Source organism: Pseudonocardia sp. Ae150A_Ps1 (genome assembly GCF_001932315.1).
Taxonomy (GTDB): Bacteria; Actinomycetota; Actinomycetes; order Mycobacteriales; family Pseudonocardiaceae; genus Pseudonocardia.
The window spans coordinates 3,517,987-3,533,771 of the sequence record NZ_MCIJ01000001.1 but is presented as its reverse complement, the minus strand read 5'-3'; the positions used below and the strand labels follow the sequence as shown (position 1 = coordinate 3,533,771).

The following is a 15,785-nucleotide window of genomic DNA, read 5'->3' as shown; positions in this document are numbered from 1 at the left end:
CCGTGATCACCGGAGTTGCCCAGGGGCGGGAGATCGGACCGGAGCGAGGGCGGAGACCCATGCCGGAGTCTTGACGACGTCGAGGCGCGGCTCCTGGACGAGCGGGGCGGCGCGGATCTCGGCTCCTGCCCGGCCCGGACGGTCGTCCGCACCAGATGTCCGGGCCGCCCGTTCCGCGGTCCCGCAGTCCACGATTCCGGCCCGCTGGGTGGTCAGCTCCCGCGGCTGGGTGTGCCGGCCGGTCTCGGCGCGCTCGGCTCCGTCGTGGCTTGGGGGTGTGTGGACAGGAGCCGGTGGCCAGGGCGGCGGGACGGATCGCGTTCCCATGAGCAGATCTCCGGCCCAGAGGTGGTGTTCGGCGGACGAGCGGGTCGCGTGGCCTTCGTCGGCGTCGCGGTGCGGGTCGGCGCGAACGACGCTGCCGTGGCGCTCGGTCAGGCTCGTCGGTGACGCGCGGTCGTCGTGGATCGTGTGGCATGTGGTGGGCGGGGCCGCGCCTGTGACGGACGCGAATCTCCAGCGGCAATCTGTCGCCCCCGGCCTCGGGCGGGATCGTGGTAGCCGTGCGGGATCGTCGTCAGGAACGGCGGGCGGACCGTTCTGAAGGACGCTCGCGGCACGGTCGGGGACCCGTCAGGGCGGCATGAAAGATCCGGGAGCTCCCGCAGGGCGTCTCGTCTGCGGCGTGGTGTTTCACGTGGAACAGCCGATCCCGGGTCTTGCATGTTCCACGTGGAACCGCGGCACCACCGAGCGGCGCCCCGGTCGACGGTTAGCGCCGAGCAGCGGTTCGTTCGGTCGCGCGAGGCTGCGTGTCTTGCGCACTGGTGAGAGTGCGGGGCCGGCTGGTCTGCGGGGCGGCGATAGTGCGAGGGCTGAGGGCTGAGGGCTGAGGGCTGAGGGCTGAGGGCTGCGGGCTGTGGGGCCGCGGGGCTGCAGAGCCGCGGGGCCGCAGAGCTGCGGGCTGTGGAGTTGGCGGGGCTGTGGGCAGTGGGGCTGCCGGGCTGCCGGGCAGTCGGGCTGTGGGGCTGCCCAGCTGTGGGACTGGGACTGCTGCGCCGTGCAGCTGCGGAATCGTGGACCGCCGGGGTGCGTACCCGTGGGCCGGGACCTGGCCGGGCTGCAGCCACACGAACTCCGAGTCCTGACGGTCTGCGCTGAGAGATGCCGTACAGGTCCCTCCGCCGCGCCCACGGAGCACGGGAGTGGGACCGCCCCCGCCGTCGTCCCGAGTCGAGCTGCGCTGTCGATGCCACGCGACCGGGAGTTCCTCCCCTCCCCCGAGGGCCTGCTGCCCGACGGCCACATCCCTGCGCCAGGTGTGGCTGGCCGCGCCCCCGGCGGGCCGGGATGCGACCGCGGAAGAGCCGAGACGCCGGGCACGACGCGATGCCGCGCAGTCGTCGATCAGGGTGGCGCGGCCACGAAATTCGCGACGTGCAGCAGATTCGGCCGTGCGCCGCCTGACTGCCCGGGGTGACAACCACTCCCCGACCGCATGGTTTCACGTGGAACCAGGCCGCGGTCCGGCCGGTTCCACGTGAAACACGTCAGTCGTCCCGGGTCGCCGCGCGATCGACGAGCGCCTGGTACACGGTCGCGAGATCTGACCCGTCGGCCGCGACAGCGGTCGGCAGCAGCGACGTGTCGGTCAGTCCCGGCGACACGTTCATCTCGAGGACGTGCACCTGGCCGTCGCCGTCGACGATCGCGTCCATCCGGGACACGTCCCGCATCCCGAGCAGCCGGTGCGCCGTCAGGGCGGTCTCGGCGAGCGTCTGCTGCACGTCCGAGGAGAGCCGGGCCGGGCAGTGGAACGTCGCGGCTCCCGGTGTGTAGCGGGAGGTGTAGTCGTAGAACCCGGACGGCACCTCGACCTCCACGGGGGGCAACGCGCGCGCCTCGTCGCCGTCGTGGACGACCGACACGGCGACCTCGGTCCCGGCGACGAACTGCTCGGCGAGCACCGTGTCGGCGTAGGCGAAGGAGCTGACCATCGCGGACGGGAGGTCGTCCGCGGATCGAACCACCTGCACGCCGAGCGCCGAACCGCCCTGGTCGGGCTTCAGTACCAGCGGCAGCCCCAGCCGGTCCACGATGGCGCCGAGCACCCCTTGAGCGCCCAGCTCCCGGAACGTCGAGTGCGGCAGCGCCACCCAGTCCGGAGTCGTCAGTCCGGCCCGTACGAGCTCGGCCTTGACGCTCGGCTTGTCCCAGGCCCGCCGGCACGCTCCGGAGGGGGTGCCGACGAACGGGATCTGCAGCAGCTCCAGGATCTGCTGGACGGCACCGTTCTCCCCTTCGCCACCGTGCAGCGCGACGGCGACGACGTCCGGACGGTCGCTGTGCAACCGCTCCAGCAGGGCGCTGTCGACGTCCCACTCCCGCACGTCGACGCCGTTCGCCCGCAGCGAACCCGCGAGCCGGCGACCGGATCGCAGGGACACCTCGCGCTCGTGGGACAGACCTCCGGCCAGCACGGCCACCGTTCGATCGCTCACCCGGGCATTCTGCGGCATGCCTGCACACGGGAACGCCCCGGACCTGCCGGTCCGGGGCGTTCCACGTGAAACATGCTCAGTTCGTGTCGGGCGACGGGCTCTGCGGCCCACGGCTCAGCTCGGTCCGCGCCGACGTGCCGAACGTCCGGACGACGTCGAGCTCCGCCTCCAGCACCGCCGCGAGCCGGCGGACGCCCTCGGTGATCCGCTCCGGTGTCGGGTAGCAGAAGGAGAGGCGCAGCTGCCGGCTACCGAAGCCGTCCGCGTAGAAGCCGGTGCCGGACGCGTACGCGACCCGTGCCGTCACCGCCCGCGGCAGCATCGCCTTGGTGTCGACGCCCGGCGGGACGGTCAGCCAGACGAAGAAGCCGCCGTCCGGGACCGTCCAGCTGCATCCCTCGGGCAGGTACGTCTCCAGCGCGGCCAGCATCGCGTCCCGGCGCTCGCGGTAGTTCTCCCCGAACGTCTTGATCTGGCTGCGCCAGTCGTGGTGCGACAGGTACCGCGAGACCAGCATCTGCGTGAACGAGGGCGGACACAGGGTGGCCGACTCGGCTGCCAGCACCAGCCGGTCGCGCACCAGCGGGGGCACCAGCGCCCAGCCGACCCGCAGCCCGGAGGCGAACGTCTTGGAGAACGAGCCGAGGTAGATGACGTCGGCGTCGTAGGACCGCAGTGCGGGGTGCACCTCGCCGGTGAACCCCAGCATCCCGTACGGGTTGTCCTCGATGACCATGACGCCGTAGCGGCGGCAGAGATCGAGAATCTGCGGGCGCCGATCGTGCGCCAGCGTCACGCCGGCCGGGTTGTGGAAGTTCGGGATCGTGTACAGGAACTTCGGGGTGATCCCCTGCTGGGCGAGCGAGTCGAGTGCCTCGTGCAGCAGCTCGGGGACGAGCCCGTGCTCGTCCATCGCGACGTGCACGACCCGCGCCTGGTACGCGGCGAAGCTGCCGAGCGCGCCCACATAGGACGGCCCCTCGGCCAGCACGACGTCACCGGGGTCGACGAAGATCCGCGTCAGGAGGTCGAGCGCCATCTGCGACCCGACGGTCACGACGACGTCGTTCGGGTCGCCCTCGATCCCCTCCTCCCGCATGACCTCGCAGATCTGCTCGCGCAGTTGCGGGACACCCTGGGCGGAGCCGTACTGCAGCGCGGTCAGACCGTCGGTGTCGACCAGCTCGGCGACCTCGGTCGCCAGGGACTGCAGCGGGAGCGCGGCGAGGTTCGGCATCCCGCCGGCCAGCGAGACGACCTCGGGGCGGCTCGCGACGGCGAACAGCGCCCGGATCTCCGAGGCCGTCATCCCCGCGGTACGGGCCGCGAAGCGCTCGGTCGGGGGCAACAGCGCCGGGGACGCCGACGAGTCCTGCGAGGTGGGCACGACCTCGCTGCCCTCCCCTGCCGCTGCGGCCGCCGCCGCTGCCGCGGTGCGGCGGGCGTCGGGCTGCTGCGGGCGGTCGGGCGAGGCCATCGGCGTGCTCCCCTTCGACGAGATGAATGGTGGCCAGAGTGTAACCGCGTCGGGTGACCGGCCTGCCCTTCGTCGTGACGTACGTACCGGTGAGCCGTTCCGGGGTGACGTACGTGCGGGGATCCGCTTACCCTCGCGGGAGGCGGGGCATCGGATCGGGCGCAGGCACCACTGCGCCGGGCCGGGTCATCCGGCCGACGTCCGGCCGTCCCGCGCACGGCGCGTCACCCGCACGACTACGACAGCCGGAGGTCTTCCTCGTGTCCTGGCATGTGGCCGCGCTCAATCTGGACAATCTGGGTGATCTGCCCAAACGGTGCCGGAACTGCGTCTACTGGGAGCTGTCGCCCGCGCTGGCGGACCAGGCCGAGGGCTACGGCACGACCGACCTGGAGAAGGAGGCCTGGCTGTCGGAGGTGCTCCTCGAGTGGGGCTCCTGCGGCCGGGTCGTCTACGTCGGTGGCGCGCCTGCCGGCTACGTGCTGTTCGCCCCGCCGGCCTCGGTCCCCCGTGCGACCGAGATGCCGACCGGCCCGGTCAGCGCGGACGCCGTCCTGCTGACGACGATGCAGGTGCTGCCCGAGTTCGCCGGAGAGGGGCTGGGCCGGGCTCTCACCCAGGCCGTCGTGAAGGAGCTGACGCGACGCGGGGTGAAGGCCGTCGAGGCGTTCGGTGACGCCCGTCCCGGAACCGAGGCCGACTGCGTGATGCCTGCCGACTTCCTGCGCTCGGTCGGGTTCAAGACCGTCCGGCCGCACCACCGGTGGCCCCGGCTGCGGATGGAGCTGCGGTCCGGTCTGGAGTGGAAGTCCGATGTCGAGGCCGCGCTGGAGCAGCTGTTCAACACGGTGACGATCCCGATGCAGACCCCGGCGCCCGTCCCGGTGGCGACGCCCGCGCGTGCGGGCCGGTGCCACGTGTCGTTCCTGCCGACGGACGGCAGCAGCGACGACCGCACGGACGATCTCAGGGGCCGCGGAGAGCCTCGCTGAGCGGTCGTCCGGCCCGGCCCCGGGTTGACGGGGCCGGGAAGCGGGACCGGCCTCAGACGGCCCGGATCTGGTCGCGGCCGTACTCGCGGGCCAGCACGTCGTTGAACGTGAACGTGCCGGTCGGCTGGTCGTCCTGACCGAGCAGGTAGAGCCGCTTGACGGCGACGAGGATCCCCTCGGCGACGACGTCCCGGAACCCGGGGTCGAGCAGCTTGCGGCGGTCCCCGAGGTGGGTCAGGTACCCGGTCTCGATCCGCACCGCCGGCATCCGGGTCCGTCGCACGAGTTCCCAGGTGCACGTCTGGCTGCGGCAGTCGAGCATGGACGTGCGGGTCAGCAGTTCACGCTGGACCAGCCCGGCGAGCGCCTCGCCCACGTTGGACGTGGTGCCCGACCCGTTGCCGAAGAAGTAGGTCGCCAGGCCCTGCGCGTGCGGGCTGAAGCTGGCGTCGGTGTGCAGCGAGACGACGAGGTCCGCGCCGACGTCGTTCGCGAACTGGGCGCGCTCGGTGTCGGGCGGGTTGCCGTTCTCCGGACGGGAGAGCAGCGCCTCCATCCCGGTGGCGGACATCCGGCCGACCAGGCGGCGGGCGAGATCCCACATGAGATCGGCCTCGGTGACCCCCGCGACCTCGACACCGCGGTCCGGGCCGCCGTGCCCGGGGTCGATGACGATCCGCTTGCCGCGCATCCGCGGTCCGGCGCGGCGCAGCAGCTCCTGCTCACGGAGGAGGTGCGGTCGCCCACCGGTGACCTTGCGTCCGAGCTGGCGCAGCGCACGCAGCGTCTCGGGCCCGCACATGCCGTCGGGGACCATGCCGTAGTCGCGCTGGAACCGCATCAGCGCCTGCTCGGTCTGCTGGTCGAAGAGCCCGCTGGGACGGCCCGGGTTGTACCCGAGCTCGAGCAGCCGCTCCTGGAGCGTGGCGACGTCGTCCCCGTTGGTCGGGGTGGACAGGGTGAAGGAGAGCATCCGGTCGCCGAGCGACCAGCCCGCCTCCCGGAGGGCCCGTGCGGTATCCGGACCGACGATGCCGTCGGTGATGAGGCCCCGCCCCTGCTGGAAGACGCGGACGGCGTGGTCCACCTCGTCGTCGAAGACGTCCCGGTCCGAAGTGCCCGGCGACAGAGCCGGGAGCAGGCCGAGTTCCCGCAGCGTCGCTCGGATCTCGCGTACGGCAGGACCGGAGTCCCCGCGCCGGAGCAGCTGCATGCACCCCTCGCTCGAAGTCGTCAGGCGTCGTCGTGACGCCGTGATCGTTCGGATCCGCACGGTGAGCCGGGCGGGTGGCCGAGGCCCATTGTGCCCTGCGGCGCGACCGGAGGAGCGCAGCGGGGCGGGCACCCGCGTGTCCCGGTTGTGATCAACCGGGACACGCAGCGTGACCTCGGTGCGCTAGAACGCGCACGAGAGATACCGGGATGCGGCTCAGATGTGGTCCGCGAGATCGGCGAGCAGGGCGGCCTTCGGCTTCGCGCCCACGATCTGCTTCACCGGCTTGCCGCCGTTGAAGAGGATCATGGTCGGCACCGACATGACCTGGTAGTCGCGGGCGACCTCCGGGTTCGCGTCGATGTCGAGCTTCGCGACGGTCAGCTTCTCGGTGTTCTCGCCGGCGATCTCGTCGAGCACCGGGGCGACCATCTTGCACGGACCGCACCAGGTCGCCCAGAAGTCGACCAGGACGGCCTTGTCGCTCTTCAGGACGTCCTGGTCGAACGAACCGGTGGTGACGTCGATGGTGTTGGCCATGGGGTTCTCCTCGGTTGGAAGGGTCGGACGGTCTGCGGGCGACTCAGTGCGCGGCGTCGGCGACCGCGGCCACGGGGGCGTCGCCGTACCCGCCACCGGCCAGCTCGGGCGACACCGGGTGCCCGGCGAGCCAGCGCTCCGCGTCGATCGCGGCGGAGCAGCCGGAGCCGGCGGCGGTGATCGCCTGCCGGTAGGTGTGGTCGACGAGGTCGCCGCAGGCGAACACCCCGGGGACGTTCGTGTAGGTGGAACGTTCGTCCACCGTCACGTAGCCCTCGTCGTCGGTCTCGACCTGGCCCGTCACCAGCGCGCTGCGCGGGTCGTGGCCGATCGCGACGAACATGCCGGTGACGTCGAGCGTGTCGGTCTCGCCGGTCACGGTGTCCCGGAGCTGGAGCTGCTTGACCGAGCCCTCCCCGGTCACCTCGGTGACCTCGGAGTTCGTCCGCCAGCGCATCTTCGGGTCGTTCCGCGCGCGCTCCAGCATGATCTTCGACGCGCGGAACTCGTCGCGCCGGTGGATGACCGTGACGGTCTCGGCGAAACGGGTGAGGAACGTGGCCTCCTCCATCGCCGAGTCGCCGCCGCCGATCACCGCGATGTTCTGGTCGCGGAAGAAGAACCCGTCGCAGGTGGCGCACGAGCTGACGCCCCGGCCGAGCAGCTCCTGCTCGCCGGGGACGTGCAGGTAGCGCGGCGCGGCGCCCATCGCGAGGATCACGGAGCGGGTACGGAAGGTCTCCTTCCCGACCCGGACCTCCTTGATCTCCCCGTCGAGCTTCACCTCGTCGACGTCCTGCGGGCGCAGGTCGGCGCCGAAGCGCTTCGCCTGTCCGCGCATCTGCTCCATGAGCTCGGGGCCCATGATGCCGTCGGTGAAGCCGGGGTAGTTCTCCACGTCGGTCGTGGTCATCAGGGCGCCGCCGAACTGGCTGCCCTCGAACACGAGCGGCGCGAGCTGTGCCCGCGCGGCGTACACCGCAGCGGTGTAGCCGGCCGGCCCGGACCCGATGATGATCAGGTCGTGCACCGTGTCGTCGGTGGTCACCGGTACCGATCCCTCCTGGCGCCGCCCGCTGCCGGGCGCGCGATGACGGGGCGTGCGGTCCGGCCGGTCCGGCCGGTCCGCCTCGATTGCTGCCGTGTGGCTGGAACGCGATCCTAGACAGGGGCATTCCCCGGTGCGGGTCCCGCCGGACGCGCCCCCGGTCACTCCGGCCCGTTCATCCGGTGCGGGTCTCCGCCAGTACGCGGGCGGTGCCCGGCCCGCAGCCGGCCGGGACGACGAGGAGCCGGTGCCGTCCCGCCCGTCCGGTCCCGAGGACGAGCAGCACCCCCGGCTCCCCCGCGACGGCGTACGGCCGCGAGCCGAGCAGCGGTGCGGCGGGATCGGCGACGCCGGCGGCGGTCAGGCACGCCCGCACCCAAGCGGGGTCGGTGGCCCGCCCCGGCGCGTCCGCGGCCCGGCGCAGCGCCTCCGGGGTGTGCTCGGCGACGCCGACCGGTCCGGGCGCGGGCCCGAGGACCACCGGGACCCCGACGAGCGTCCCGACGACGGCCGCGGCGGCGAGCAGGACCGCCGCGCGCCGGGTCCGGTGGCAGGGGTGCGGCGGACGCTGCGGCTCCCCGGTCCGACCCGCCACGTCGTTCTCGTCGGCGAGCCGGGAACGGATCCGCTCCGCGACGTCGGCGGGCATCCTCACGGGGTGCGCCACCGCCACGATCGCGATCCGGACCCGGGCGCACTCCGCGTCCACATTAATGTCGTTATGGCGAGTGCCAGCGTTCACCAGCGTGGAATCGTCAGCCGATGATCTGTTGTCGTCGAGTGGACCAGAATCGCGCCGCTCGCTGATGTCGTCATGACGAGAATCGGTCATCGGTCGTCCTCCCGCAGGTGGCCCAAGGACCCGGCGAGGCGCCGGCGGCCCCGGGCGCACCGGCTCTTGATCGTCCCGGGTGGTACGCCGACGATCGCCGCGGTCTCCGCGACCGAGTAGCCGAGACCGTCCACCAGCACCACCGCGGCGCGCTGGTCGGCGGGGAGCCGGGCGAGGGCCTCGTCGACGGCGAGCCGCGTCACGAGCCTCCCGGCCGGGTCCGACGCCACCGCCGGGGTCGTGGAACGGGTGTGGCCGCGCCGGCGCCCGGCGGCCCGGATCCGGTCCACGCACCCGTTGACGAGGATCCGGTGCAGCCACGTCCCGGCGGCCGCCTCACCCCGGAAGCCGGGTGACCGCAGAGCTGCCAGGAATGCCTCCTGGACCGCGTCCTCGGCCTCCCCCGGATCCCCGAGCATCCGCAGCGCGACCGACCAGAGACGGTCCGCGTACCGCCGGAACACCTCGTCCAGATCGGGCGCGGCGGGCCGCGGAGGCCGGTCGACGGCGGTCACCCGGGCACGGTACGGAGCCCTGGCCGGCGGGCACGGGCGTCCGGTCGGGACGGGTCGCGATCGCGAAGGGCGTCAGCCGGCGGCGCGGGCGAACGCGATCTCGCCGATCGCGCTCTGGTTCCCGGAGCTCAGCGTCGTGATCCACAGGAGCACGTGGCCGGTCGGCCGGGCCGCGTCGAGCGGGACGACCGTCTCGCCGTCGCGCAGGGTCACGGTGGTGATCGGGGTGGTCTCGTCGAGGCTCGCCTCCGCCGACGGGGCCGAGCGGACCTCGACGACGGTGCCCGGGCTGGCGGAGTCGATCGTGAGCCGGGAGACCGGCTGCGGTGCGTCGAACGACGCCATCACGCCGATGCCCGGCTTGAGTGCCGGGAACGGCTGGAAGTAGCGGCTCGTCGTCCACGTCGTGGCCGGGTCGCCGTCGAGGACGCGGTCGACGGTGCCGGCGTTGTCTCCGTCGCCGGTCGGGTCGAACACCTGCACCGACACGTCCCCGACCGGCACGATGGCCGCCGCCGGCGCCGCCCCCTGTGGCGCGGTGCCCTGTGGCGCGGCCGGGGCGGTCGCCGCCGGTGGGATGACGACGGGCGGGGCGCCCGATCCGCCGAACAGCGCGCCCACCTGGACCGAGAGGTAACCGAGCACGATCAGCACACCGACGGCGAGCACCGTCAGCCCGATGCGCAGGTTGCGACGGCGCTGCGGGTCGTTGCGGGTGTCCGGGAGCCGGTCGGAGTCCTGCCAGACGTCGTCCGGGTCGGCCGGGGCACCGTCGTGCACGGGCGGGAAGAACGCCTGGTCGGCGTCCTCGGCGACGACGTCGGTGAGCATCCGGTGCATCGCCGCCGCGGTGTGCACGCGGCCGAGCCCGTCGCCGGCCTGCCCCAGCGCGCCCATGCACAGCGTGTCGAGCTCCAGCGGGACGCCGGGGCGCAGCTGGGCCGGGGAGCGCAACCGGCCGGCCGGGGTGCGGTCGGCGGCGACCAGCCCGGCGCGGGCGGAGTCGGCGACCGAGAGCGGCCAGCGGCGGGTGAGCAGGCAGTAGAGCAGCCCGCCGAGCCCGCGGACGTCGTCCGCGGCGGACACCGACGGCCGGGGCAGCAGGAACGCGAGCATCGCGCGCCCGTCCGGCGTGATCCGCACGCGCTGCGGGTGGTCGCAGCCGAGCACCAGCCCCTGCTGGTGGGCCTCGGTGGCCGCGGACGCGAGCGCCTCGACGGCCTTCGCGGCCCGCTGGGCGCGTACGGGGCCCTCGGCGACGGTCTCGGCGAGCGACCGGCCCGGCACCCACTCGGCGACGGACGCACCGAGCACGTCGGCCGGGAGGCCGTGCGTGCCGGGGGCCAGGACGTCGAGCAGGCGGGCGCTGCCGGGGTGCTCGAAGCATCCGGAGCGGAGCGCGCGGACGATCATCTCGCCCGCCCGGGCGGTGCCCTCGGGGTCGTCCGACCGGTCGTCGGCCGGGAGCCTGCGGAGCAGGGTGACCCCGACCGGACGGCGGAGGACGGTGTCCTCCGCGCGCCAGAACTCGGCACCCGCCGCGGCGTCGGTGCCGATCCGCTGGCGCAGCACGTAGCGGTCGGTGAGGTTCGAGCCCGCCGCGGTGCCGAGCGCGTCCTTCGCGGCCGGGATCCGCTCGGTCGGCCGTGCCTGGGCCGGGACGCGGGCGGTCGGCTGGTCGGCCGCCGGACGCGCCCGCGGGTGCGGTGACGGCCGGGGGGACGGCGACGAGGTGGCGGTGGTCCCGGTGGTCTCGGTGGCCGCGGGGGTCTCCGCCGGGTCGAGGGAGGGATGGTCCTCGACCGTCGGTAGATCCGTGTCGGTGCGGGCACCGGTCCGGGTAACGCCCTGGTCGGTCTGCCCGTTCAACGGCCCCACCCTCCCCTGGCTTGCGTCCCCTGCGGCCGCCAAGCCTACGTCACTCCACGGCGTCCGGACGAGACACGAGACGCGCTCGTGACCCGTACGTACTGTCTTCGGTGGACAGCCTCGTTCGGTTTGCCTCGACGACCCATCAGTGCGCCGAAGTGTCCTTCTAGTGCGATGAACGGTCGTTTCCGGCCGTCGAGTGCGGTAAAGGCCGTGGCGACCCCCCGGATCTCCGCGGAGATCATCCGGCGGGCGGCGGGCCCGGGTGACGGGCCGGGACACCGTCGGGCGGGTGGGTGCGCCGGCTGTCCGCGGGCGTGTCCCGGAGGCCGTCGCCACTGTCATCGGGACCGCCGTCACCACCGCCGCCGGGACCGCCGCCGGGGCCCGGACCCGGACCGCCGCCACCCGGACCGCGGCCCCGGCCCGGGGGACCCGACGACCCCGGCGGACCGGACGACCGGATCCGCCGGACCACCCGGCGCACCACCAGGACGACGAGCACCGCCCCCGCCGCCGCGGTGAGCCAGCCGGTGACCGTCCCGTAGACCGTCGAGCGGACCCGGAGCCGGGTGTCGGGACCGAGCGCCACGCCGTCCGGCGTGCGCAGCCCGGCGTCGACGCTGAACTGGCCGGACCGGGTCACCTGCGCGCTCACCCGGACCTGCACCCGGCCCAGCGGGGGCACCGCCTGCACGGGGATCGGCGCCACCCGCAGCCCGGGCGTGCTGGACAGCACCACCCGGACGTTCATCGTCACCGGCAGCCCGTTCGCGACCGTGACCAGGATCGGCGCGTCGCTGGTGCCCAGCGAGTACGGGCTGGGCGGTTGGACGACCCGCACCGATCCGCGGATCTGCTCGATCCGCTCGCCGACCGTCCGGGACTCCCGCCCGGCCCGCGCCGGGTCCCCGCGCCACCACGACGACGCGGCCCGCAGCGTCCCGCGGACCAGCGGATCGAACACCTCGGCGGGGGTCGCGCCGACGCCGGTGCGGGCCTTGGCGGCACCACGCAGCCCGTCGATCGAACGGACCTGGTCGGCGATCGAGGCGACCACCTGCGCGGGGACCTCCGAGGCTCCGGCCTCGGGCGGGTAGAAGAGCCGCGCCGTCCCCCCGGTGGGTGCCGCTCCGGCGCCGGGCAGCCCGGCCGGGACGAGCCTGCCGTCGCCGATCAGGGCCGACAGCGCGGACAGCACGCCGCTCGCCGCGGGCCCGTCCGCCGACCAGCGGTGCGGCGGTGCGACGAGCAGCGGGCCCGGTCCGGCGTCGTCCTCCCCGGTGCGGAACGCCAGCGCCCCGGCCAGGTCCTGCCCGGCCAGCCCGCCGGCGTCGCCGGTCTGCAGCTCGATCCCGGACGGCCCGGACGCGGCCTCGGTCAGCAGTGGGTCGGCCAGCAGGCCCCTGGCCGGGTCCTCGGCGCCGTCCAGCGTGACGACCCCCGAGCTCTCCGGCGTCGTGACGCCGTCCGCGGACAGGACCAGCCTGCGGCCGCCGCCGAGCGCCTCCAGGGTCGGCTCGTCGAGCACGCCGTCGACCGGCCAGACGACGTCGTCGACGACCGGCGCGCCGAGATCGGCGGACAGCTCCTCGCGGCCCTGGGCGAGTGCGGTGCGGGCGAGCTCCGCCTGGCCGCCGCGGACCAGGCCGACCAGGTCGGCGTCCGACGGCGGCAGCGCCACCACGCACGTGCCGCGCGCCGCGCCCTGCAGGGCGGTCAGCCACTGGGCCGCCGCCTCCGCCCCGCGGCCCGGGGTGGTCGCGCCGTCGGGGCCGGTCGTGACCTCGTAGCCGCCGCGCATCGCGGCCGCGGTCGCGACGAGCTCCGGGTCGACCGCCAGGCACAGCGCGGTCCGCGCGGGTGATCCCGGCGGGGCACCGGACCCCACCGCGTCGACCAGCCCGCGGAGCCGCCCGCCCGGTGCGAACGACGCGGCGAGCTCGTCGTCGGCCAGGACGGGGGTCTGGCCGGGCACCGGCGGCAGGCGTCGCGGGGCGTCGGTGACCGGGTAGAGCATCGTCACCGGCGTCGCGGCGGGCGGCGGCGCCGGCGGTGGCGTGCCGGGCAGCGACGACACCGGGAGCACCGTGCGGATCCCGGCCAGCCGGGACGGGGTGCCGTCGACGGTGCCGTTGAGGTTCACGAGCAGCGGGTAGGTGCCCGGTCCGGGCAGTGCCAGCGACGCGTTCGCCGGGCCGGTGAGCGGCACCGCGTACCGGAACGGCACCGACGCGCCGGGGGCCAGCGGCCCGATCTCGGTGAAGGGCGGCACGGCGTCGTCGACGGCCGCCTCGCCGTCGAACGCCGCGCGCAGCGCCGACTCGCCGCCCACGGCGGAACCGCGCTGCACGCGGAGCGCGAGCTCGTCGACCGGGTCGTCTCCGGTGTTGGTGATCGTCCCGGTGACGACGAGCTCGGGCGGCCCCGAGGCGGTGACGACGCGGGGGGACATCGCCTCGACGTCGAGCCGGACCGGGGCCGCCGGTGCCTCCTGTGCCCGGGCCGGCGCGGCGGGTACGAACGTGCCCACCAGGGCGACGAGCACGATCGCGACCAGGGCCGCGACCCGGCTCACGCCGTCTCCTCCAGCAGGTCGGCCGCGTGCCGGATCAGTCGGCGCTCGTCGGCGTAGGCGAGCCGGCCCTCGAGTTCGCCGAGCGGCACCCAGGCGACCTCGGACACCTCGACGTCCTCGTCGGAGAGCTCGCCGCCGAGTGCGCGCATGAGGTAGTGGTGCACGGTCTTGTGGACGCGGCGGTCCTCGGCGACGAACCAGAAGCCGATGGTGCCCAGGGGTGCCAGCACCTCTCCGATGATGCCGGTCTCCTCCTGGACCTCGCGCACCGCCGCCTGCTCGGCCGTCTCACCGGCCTCGATGTGCCCCTTGGGCAGCGACCACAGCAGCCGCCCCCGCCGGTCGAGACGGCCGATGAGCGCGGCCTCGCCGGTGCGCGGGTGCACGACGAGACCGCCGGCGGAGGTCTCGTCCACCGTGCGCAGACGGCGGCGCCGGTCTGCGGAACGTCCCGCGCGGCGCCCCCCGGAGCGGCCGCGGGAGGTGGACATGTGGCGATGGTAACGAGGAGGTGGCCGCTCGGGGCGGTGGCGACGGGTGCCCGGCGGTGCGTCACCCGGCCGGCGGGGCCCTGATCTGCGGGCGGTGACGGGCCCGTGCCCCTGTACCCGCGGGCGCCGCCGGGCGCGTTGCCTACACTGGCCGGTCGTGTCCTCGTCGTCCGTGACCTCCCGACCGACCCGACCCGCGTCCCGTCCGTCCGGCGCCGGTGCGGAGCCGGACGAGCTGCAGCGCTCCCAGGAGAACGCCGTGGTCCAGATGCTCGACGTCCCCGACGCCGCCGACCGGCTGGCGGCCCGCTTCGCCGAGCGCGGTCACCGGCTCTACCTCGTCGGTGGCAGCGTCCGCGACGCGCTGCTCCGCGGCACCGGCGCCGCCGACCGTGACCCGGGTGATCTCGACTTCACCACCGACGCCCGGCCGGAGACGATCCTGAAGATCGTCGAGGGCTGGGCCGACGCGATCTGGGACACCGGCATCGCCTTCGGCACCGTCGGGCTGCGCCGCGGCGACGACATCCTCGAGGTGACGACGTTCCGCGCGGACTCCTACGACGGCGCCTCCCGCAACCCCGAGGTCCGCTTCGGCGACACGGTCGAGGGTGATCTCGTCCGGCGGGACTTCACGGTGAACGCGATGGCGGTCGAGCTGACCGGTCCCGAGCGCCGGTTCGTGGACCCGCACGGCGGGTTCGCCGCGCTCGCCCAGGGCATCCTCGACACCCCCGACCTGCCGGAGCGGTCGTTCGCCGACGATCCGCTCCGTATGCTGCGCGCCGCCCGGTTCGTCTCCCAGCTGGGGTTCACCCCGGCCGAGCGGGTGACGGCCGCGATGACCGAGATGGCCGGCGAGCTCGCCCGGATCACCGCCGAGCGCGTCCAGGCCGAGTTCTCGAAGCTGATCCTCGGCGCCCACCCGCGCCGTGGCGTGGAGCTGCTCTGTGACACCGGGCTCGCCCGGCACGTCGTCCCGGAGGTCTCGGACATGCAGCTCGAGACCGACGAGCACATGCAGCACAAGGACGTCTACACGCACTCCCTCGTCGTCATGGAGCAGGCGATCGAGCGCGAGACCGACGGCCCGGACCTCACCCTGCGGCTGGCGGCGCTGCTGCACGACATCGGCAAGCCGGCGACCCGCCGCAAGGAGCCGGACGGCCGGGTCTCGTTCCACCACCACGAGGTGGTCGGCGCGAAGATGACCCGCAAGCGGATGCGGGCGCTGAAGTACCCGAAGGTGCTGATCGACGACGTCTCCCAGCTCGTCTACCTGCACCTGCGGTTCCACGGCTACGGCAAGGGCGAGTGGACCGACTCCGCCGTGCGGCGCTACGTGACGGACGCGGGTCCCCTGCTGGACCGGTTGCACGATCTCGTCCGGTCGGACTGCACCACGCGGAACCGGCGCCGGGCCGCCGCGCTGCAGCGCAACTACGACGGTCTGGAGGACCGGATCGCCGCGCTGCGCGAGAAGGAGGAGCTCGACGCGATCCGGCCGGACCTCGACGGCAACCAGATCATGGAGCTGCTTGGGATCGCCCCCGGACCGGCGGTGGGCAAGGCGTACAAGCACCTGCTCGCGCTGCGGATGGAGGAGGGCCCCCTCGGCCCGGAGCGTGCCGAGGCCGCACTGCGGGCGTGGGCTGCGGAGAACCTCTGACGGTGTGTGTACGTACGTATCACACGTATGTATGACACGGACGTACGACTCGTCTCCCTG

The 15,785-nt window shown here is 74.0% G+C and carries 12 protein-coding genes; 2 read left to right on the top strand and 10 right to left on the bottom strand.

The genetic code is table 11. The features are described from left to right. Positions 1-1,550: 1,550 nt before the first annotated feature. A complete protein-coding gene (locus tag Ae150APs1_RS16450) occupies positions 1,551-2,501 on the bottom strand; it encodes a D-alanine--D-alanine ligase (protein WP_075302199.1) in 951 nt (316 codons plus the stop codon). Positions 2,502-2,577: 76 nt separating this feature from the next. Continuing rightward, on the bottom strand, positions 2,578-3,978 hold the full coding sequence (locus Ae150APs1_RS16445; protein WP_249266358.1) for a PLP-dependent aminotransferase family protein: 1,401 nt from the start codon (positions 3,976-3,978) through the stop codon (positions 2,578-2,580). Positions 3,979-4,238: 260 nt separating this feature from the next. Here Ae150APs1_RS16445 and Ae150APs1_RS16440 point away from each other — a divergent pair, with 260 nt between their 5' ends. Further along, positions 4,239-4,970: a GNAT family N-acetyltransferase gene (locus Ae150APs1_RS16440; protein ID WP_212567217.1), complete on the top strand. Its 732-nt coding sequence runs from the start codon at positions 4,239-4,241 to the stop codon at positions 4,968-4,970. A gap of 52 nt (positions 4,971-5,022) precedes the next feature. Here the strand turns inward: Ae150APs1_RS16440 and Ae150APs1_RS16435 are convergent, their stop codons facing one another. The 8 genes from Ae150APs1_RS16435 to Ae150APs1_RS16400 form a co-directional block, all read right to left on the bottom strand. Further along, positions 5,023-6,183, bottom strand: a complete 1,161-nt coding sequence (locus Ae150APs1_RS16435) for an N-acetylmuramoyl-L-alanine amidase (protein ID WP_010243084.1) — start codon at positions 6,181-6,183, stop codon at positions 5,023-5,025. Positions 6,184-6,399: 216 nt separating this feature from the next. Then, positions 6,400-6,723 carry a thioredoxin gene (trxA, locus tag Ae150APs1_RS16430; protein WP_075298729.1) on the bottom strand — a complete coding sequence of 108 codons (324 nt, stop codon included), beginning with the start codon at positions 6,721-6,723 and terminating at the stop codon, positions 6,400-6,402. Between the two features lie 43 nt (positions 6,724-6,766). Next, the gene (trxB, locus tag Ae150APs1_RS16425; RefSeq protein ID WP_075298726.1) at positions 6,767-7,771 is read right to left on the bottom strand and encodes a thioredoxin-disulfide reductase; all 1,005 of its coding nucleotides are present in this window, start codon (positions 7,769-7,771) and stop codon (positions 6,767-6,769) included. Between the two features lie 175 nt (positions 7,772-7,946). Then, positions 7,947-8,513, bottom strand: coding sequence for a hypothetical protein (locus tag Ae150APs1_RS16420; RefSeq protein ID WP_139316948.1), 567 nt, complete (start codon positions 8,511-8,513; stop codon positions 7,947-7,949). Positions 8,514-8,599: 86 nt separating this feature from the next. Further along, positions 8,600-9,118, bottom strand: coding sequence for a sigma-70 family RNA polymerase sigma factor (locus Ae150APs1_RS16415; protein ID WP_075298720.1), 519 nt, complete (start codon positions 9,116-9,118; stop codon positions 8,600-8,602). Between the two features lie 72 nt (positions 9,119-9,190). Beyond that, on the bottom strand, positions 9,191-10,996 hold the full coding sequence (locus Ae150APs1_RS16410; RefSeq protein WP_075298717.1) for a protein kinase family protein: 1,806 nt from the start codon (positions 10,994-10,996) through the stop codon (positions 9,191-9,193). 232 nt (positions 10,997-11,228) lie between these two features. After that, on the bottom strand, positions 11,229-13,565 hold the full coding sequence (locus Ae150APs1_RS16405; protein WP_075298714.1) for a DUF6049 family protein: 2,337 nt from the start codon (positions 13,563-13,565) through the stop codon (positions 11,229-11,231). Beyond that, positions 13,562-14,056: an NUDIX hydrolase gene (locus Ae150APs1_RS16400; RefSeq protein ID WP_075298711.1), complete on the bottom strand. Its 495-nt coding sequence runs from the start codon at positions 14,054-14,056 to the stop codon at positions 13,562-13,564. Before Ae150APs1_RS16400 ends, Ae150APs1_RS16405 begins: the two co-directional genes overlap by 4 nt. Before the next feature lie 259 nt (positions 14,057-14,315). Between Ae150APs1_RS16400 and Ae150APs1_RS16395 the strand changes: the two genes are divergently transcribed. Then, positions 14,316-15,725: a CCA tRNA nucleotidyltransferase gene (locus Ae150APs1_RS16395; protein WP_283160270.1), complete on the top strand. Its 1,410-nt coding sequence runs from the start codon at positions 14,316-14,318 to the stop codon at positions 15,723-15,725. The last annotated feature ends 60 nt before the right edge of the window (positions 15,726-15,785 follow it).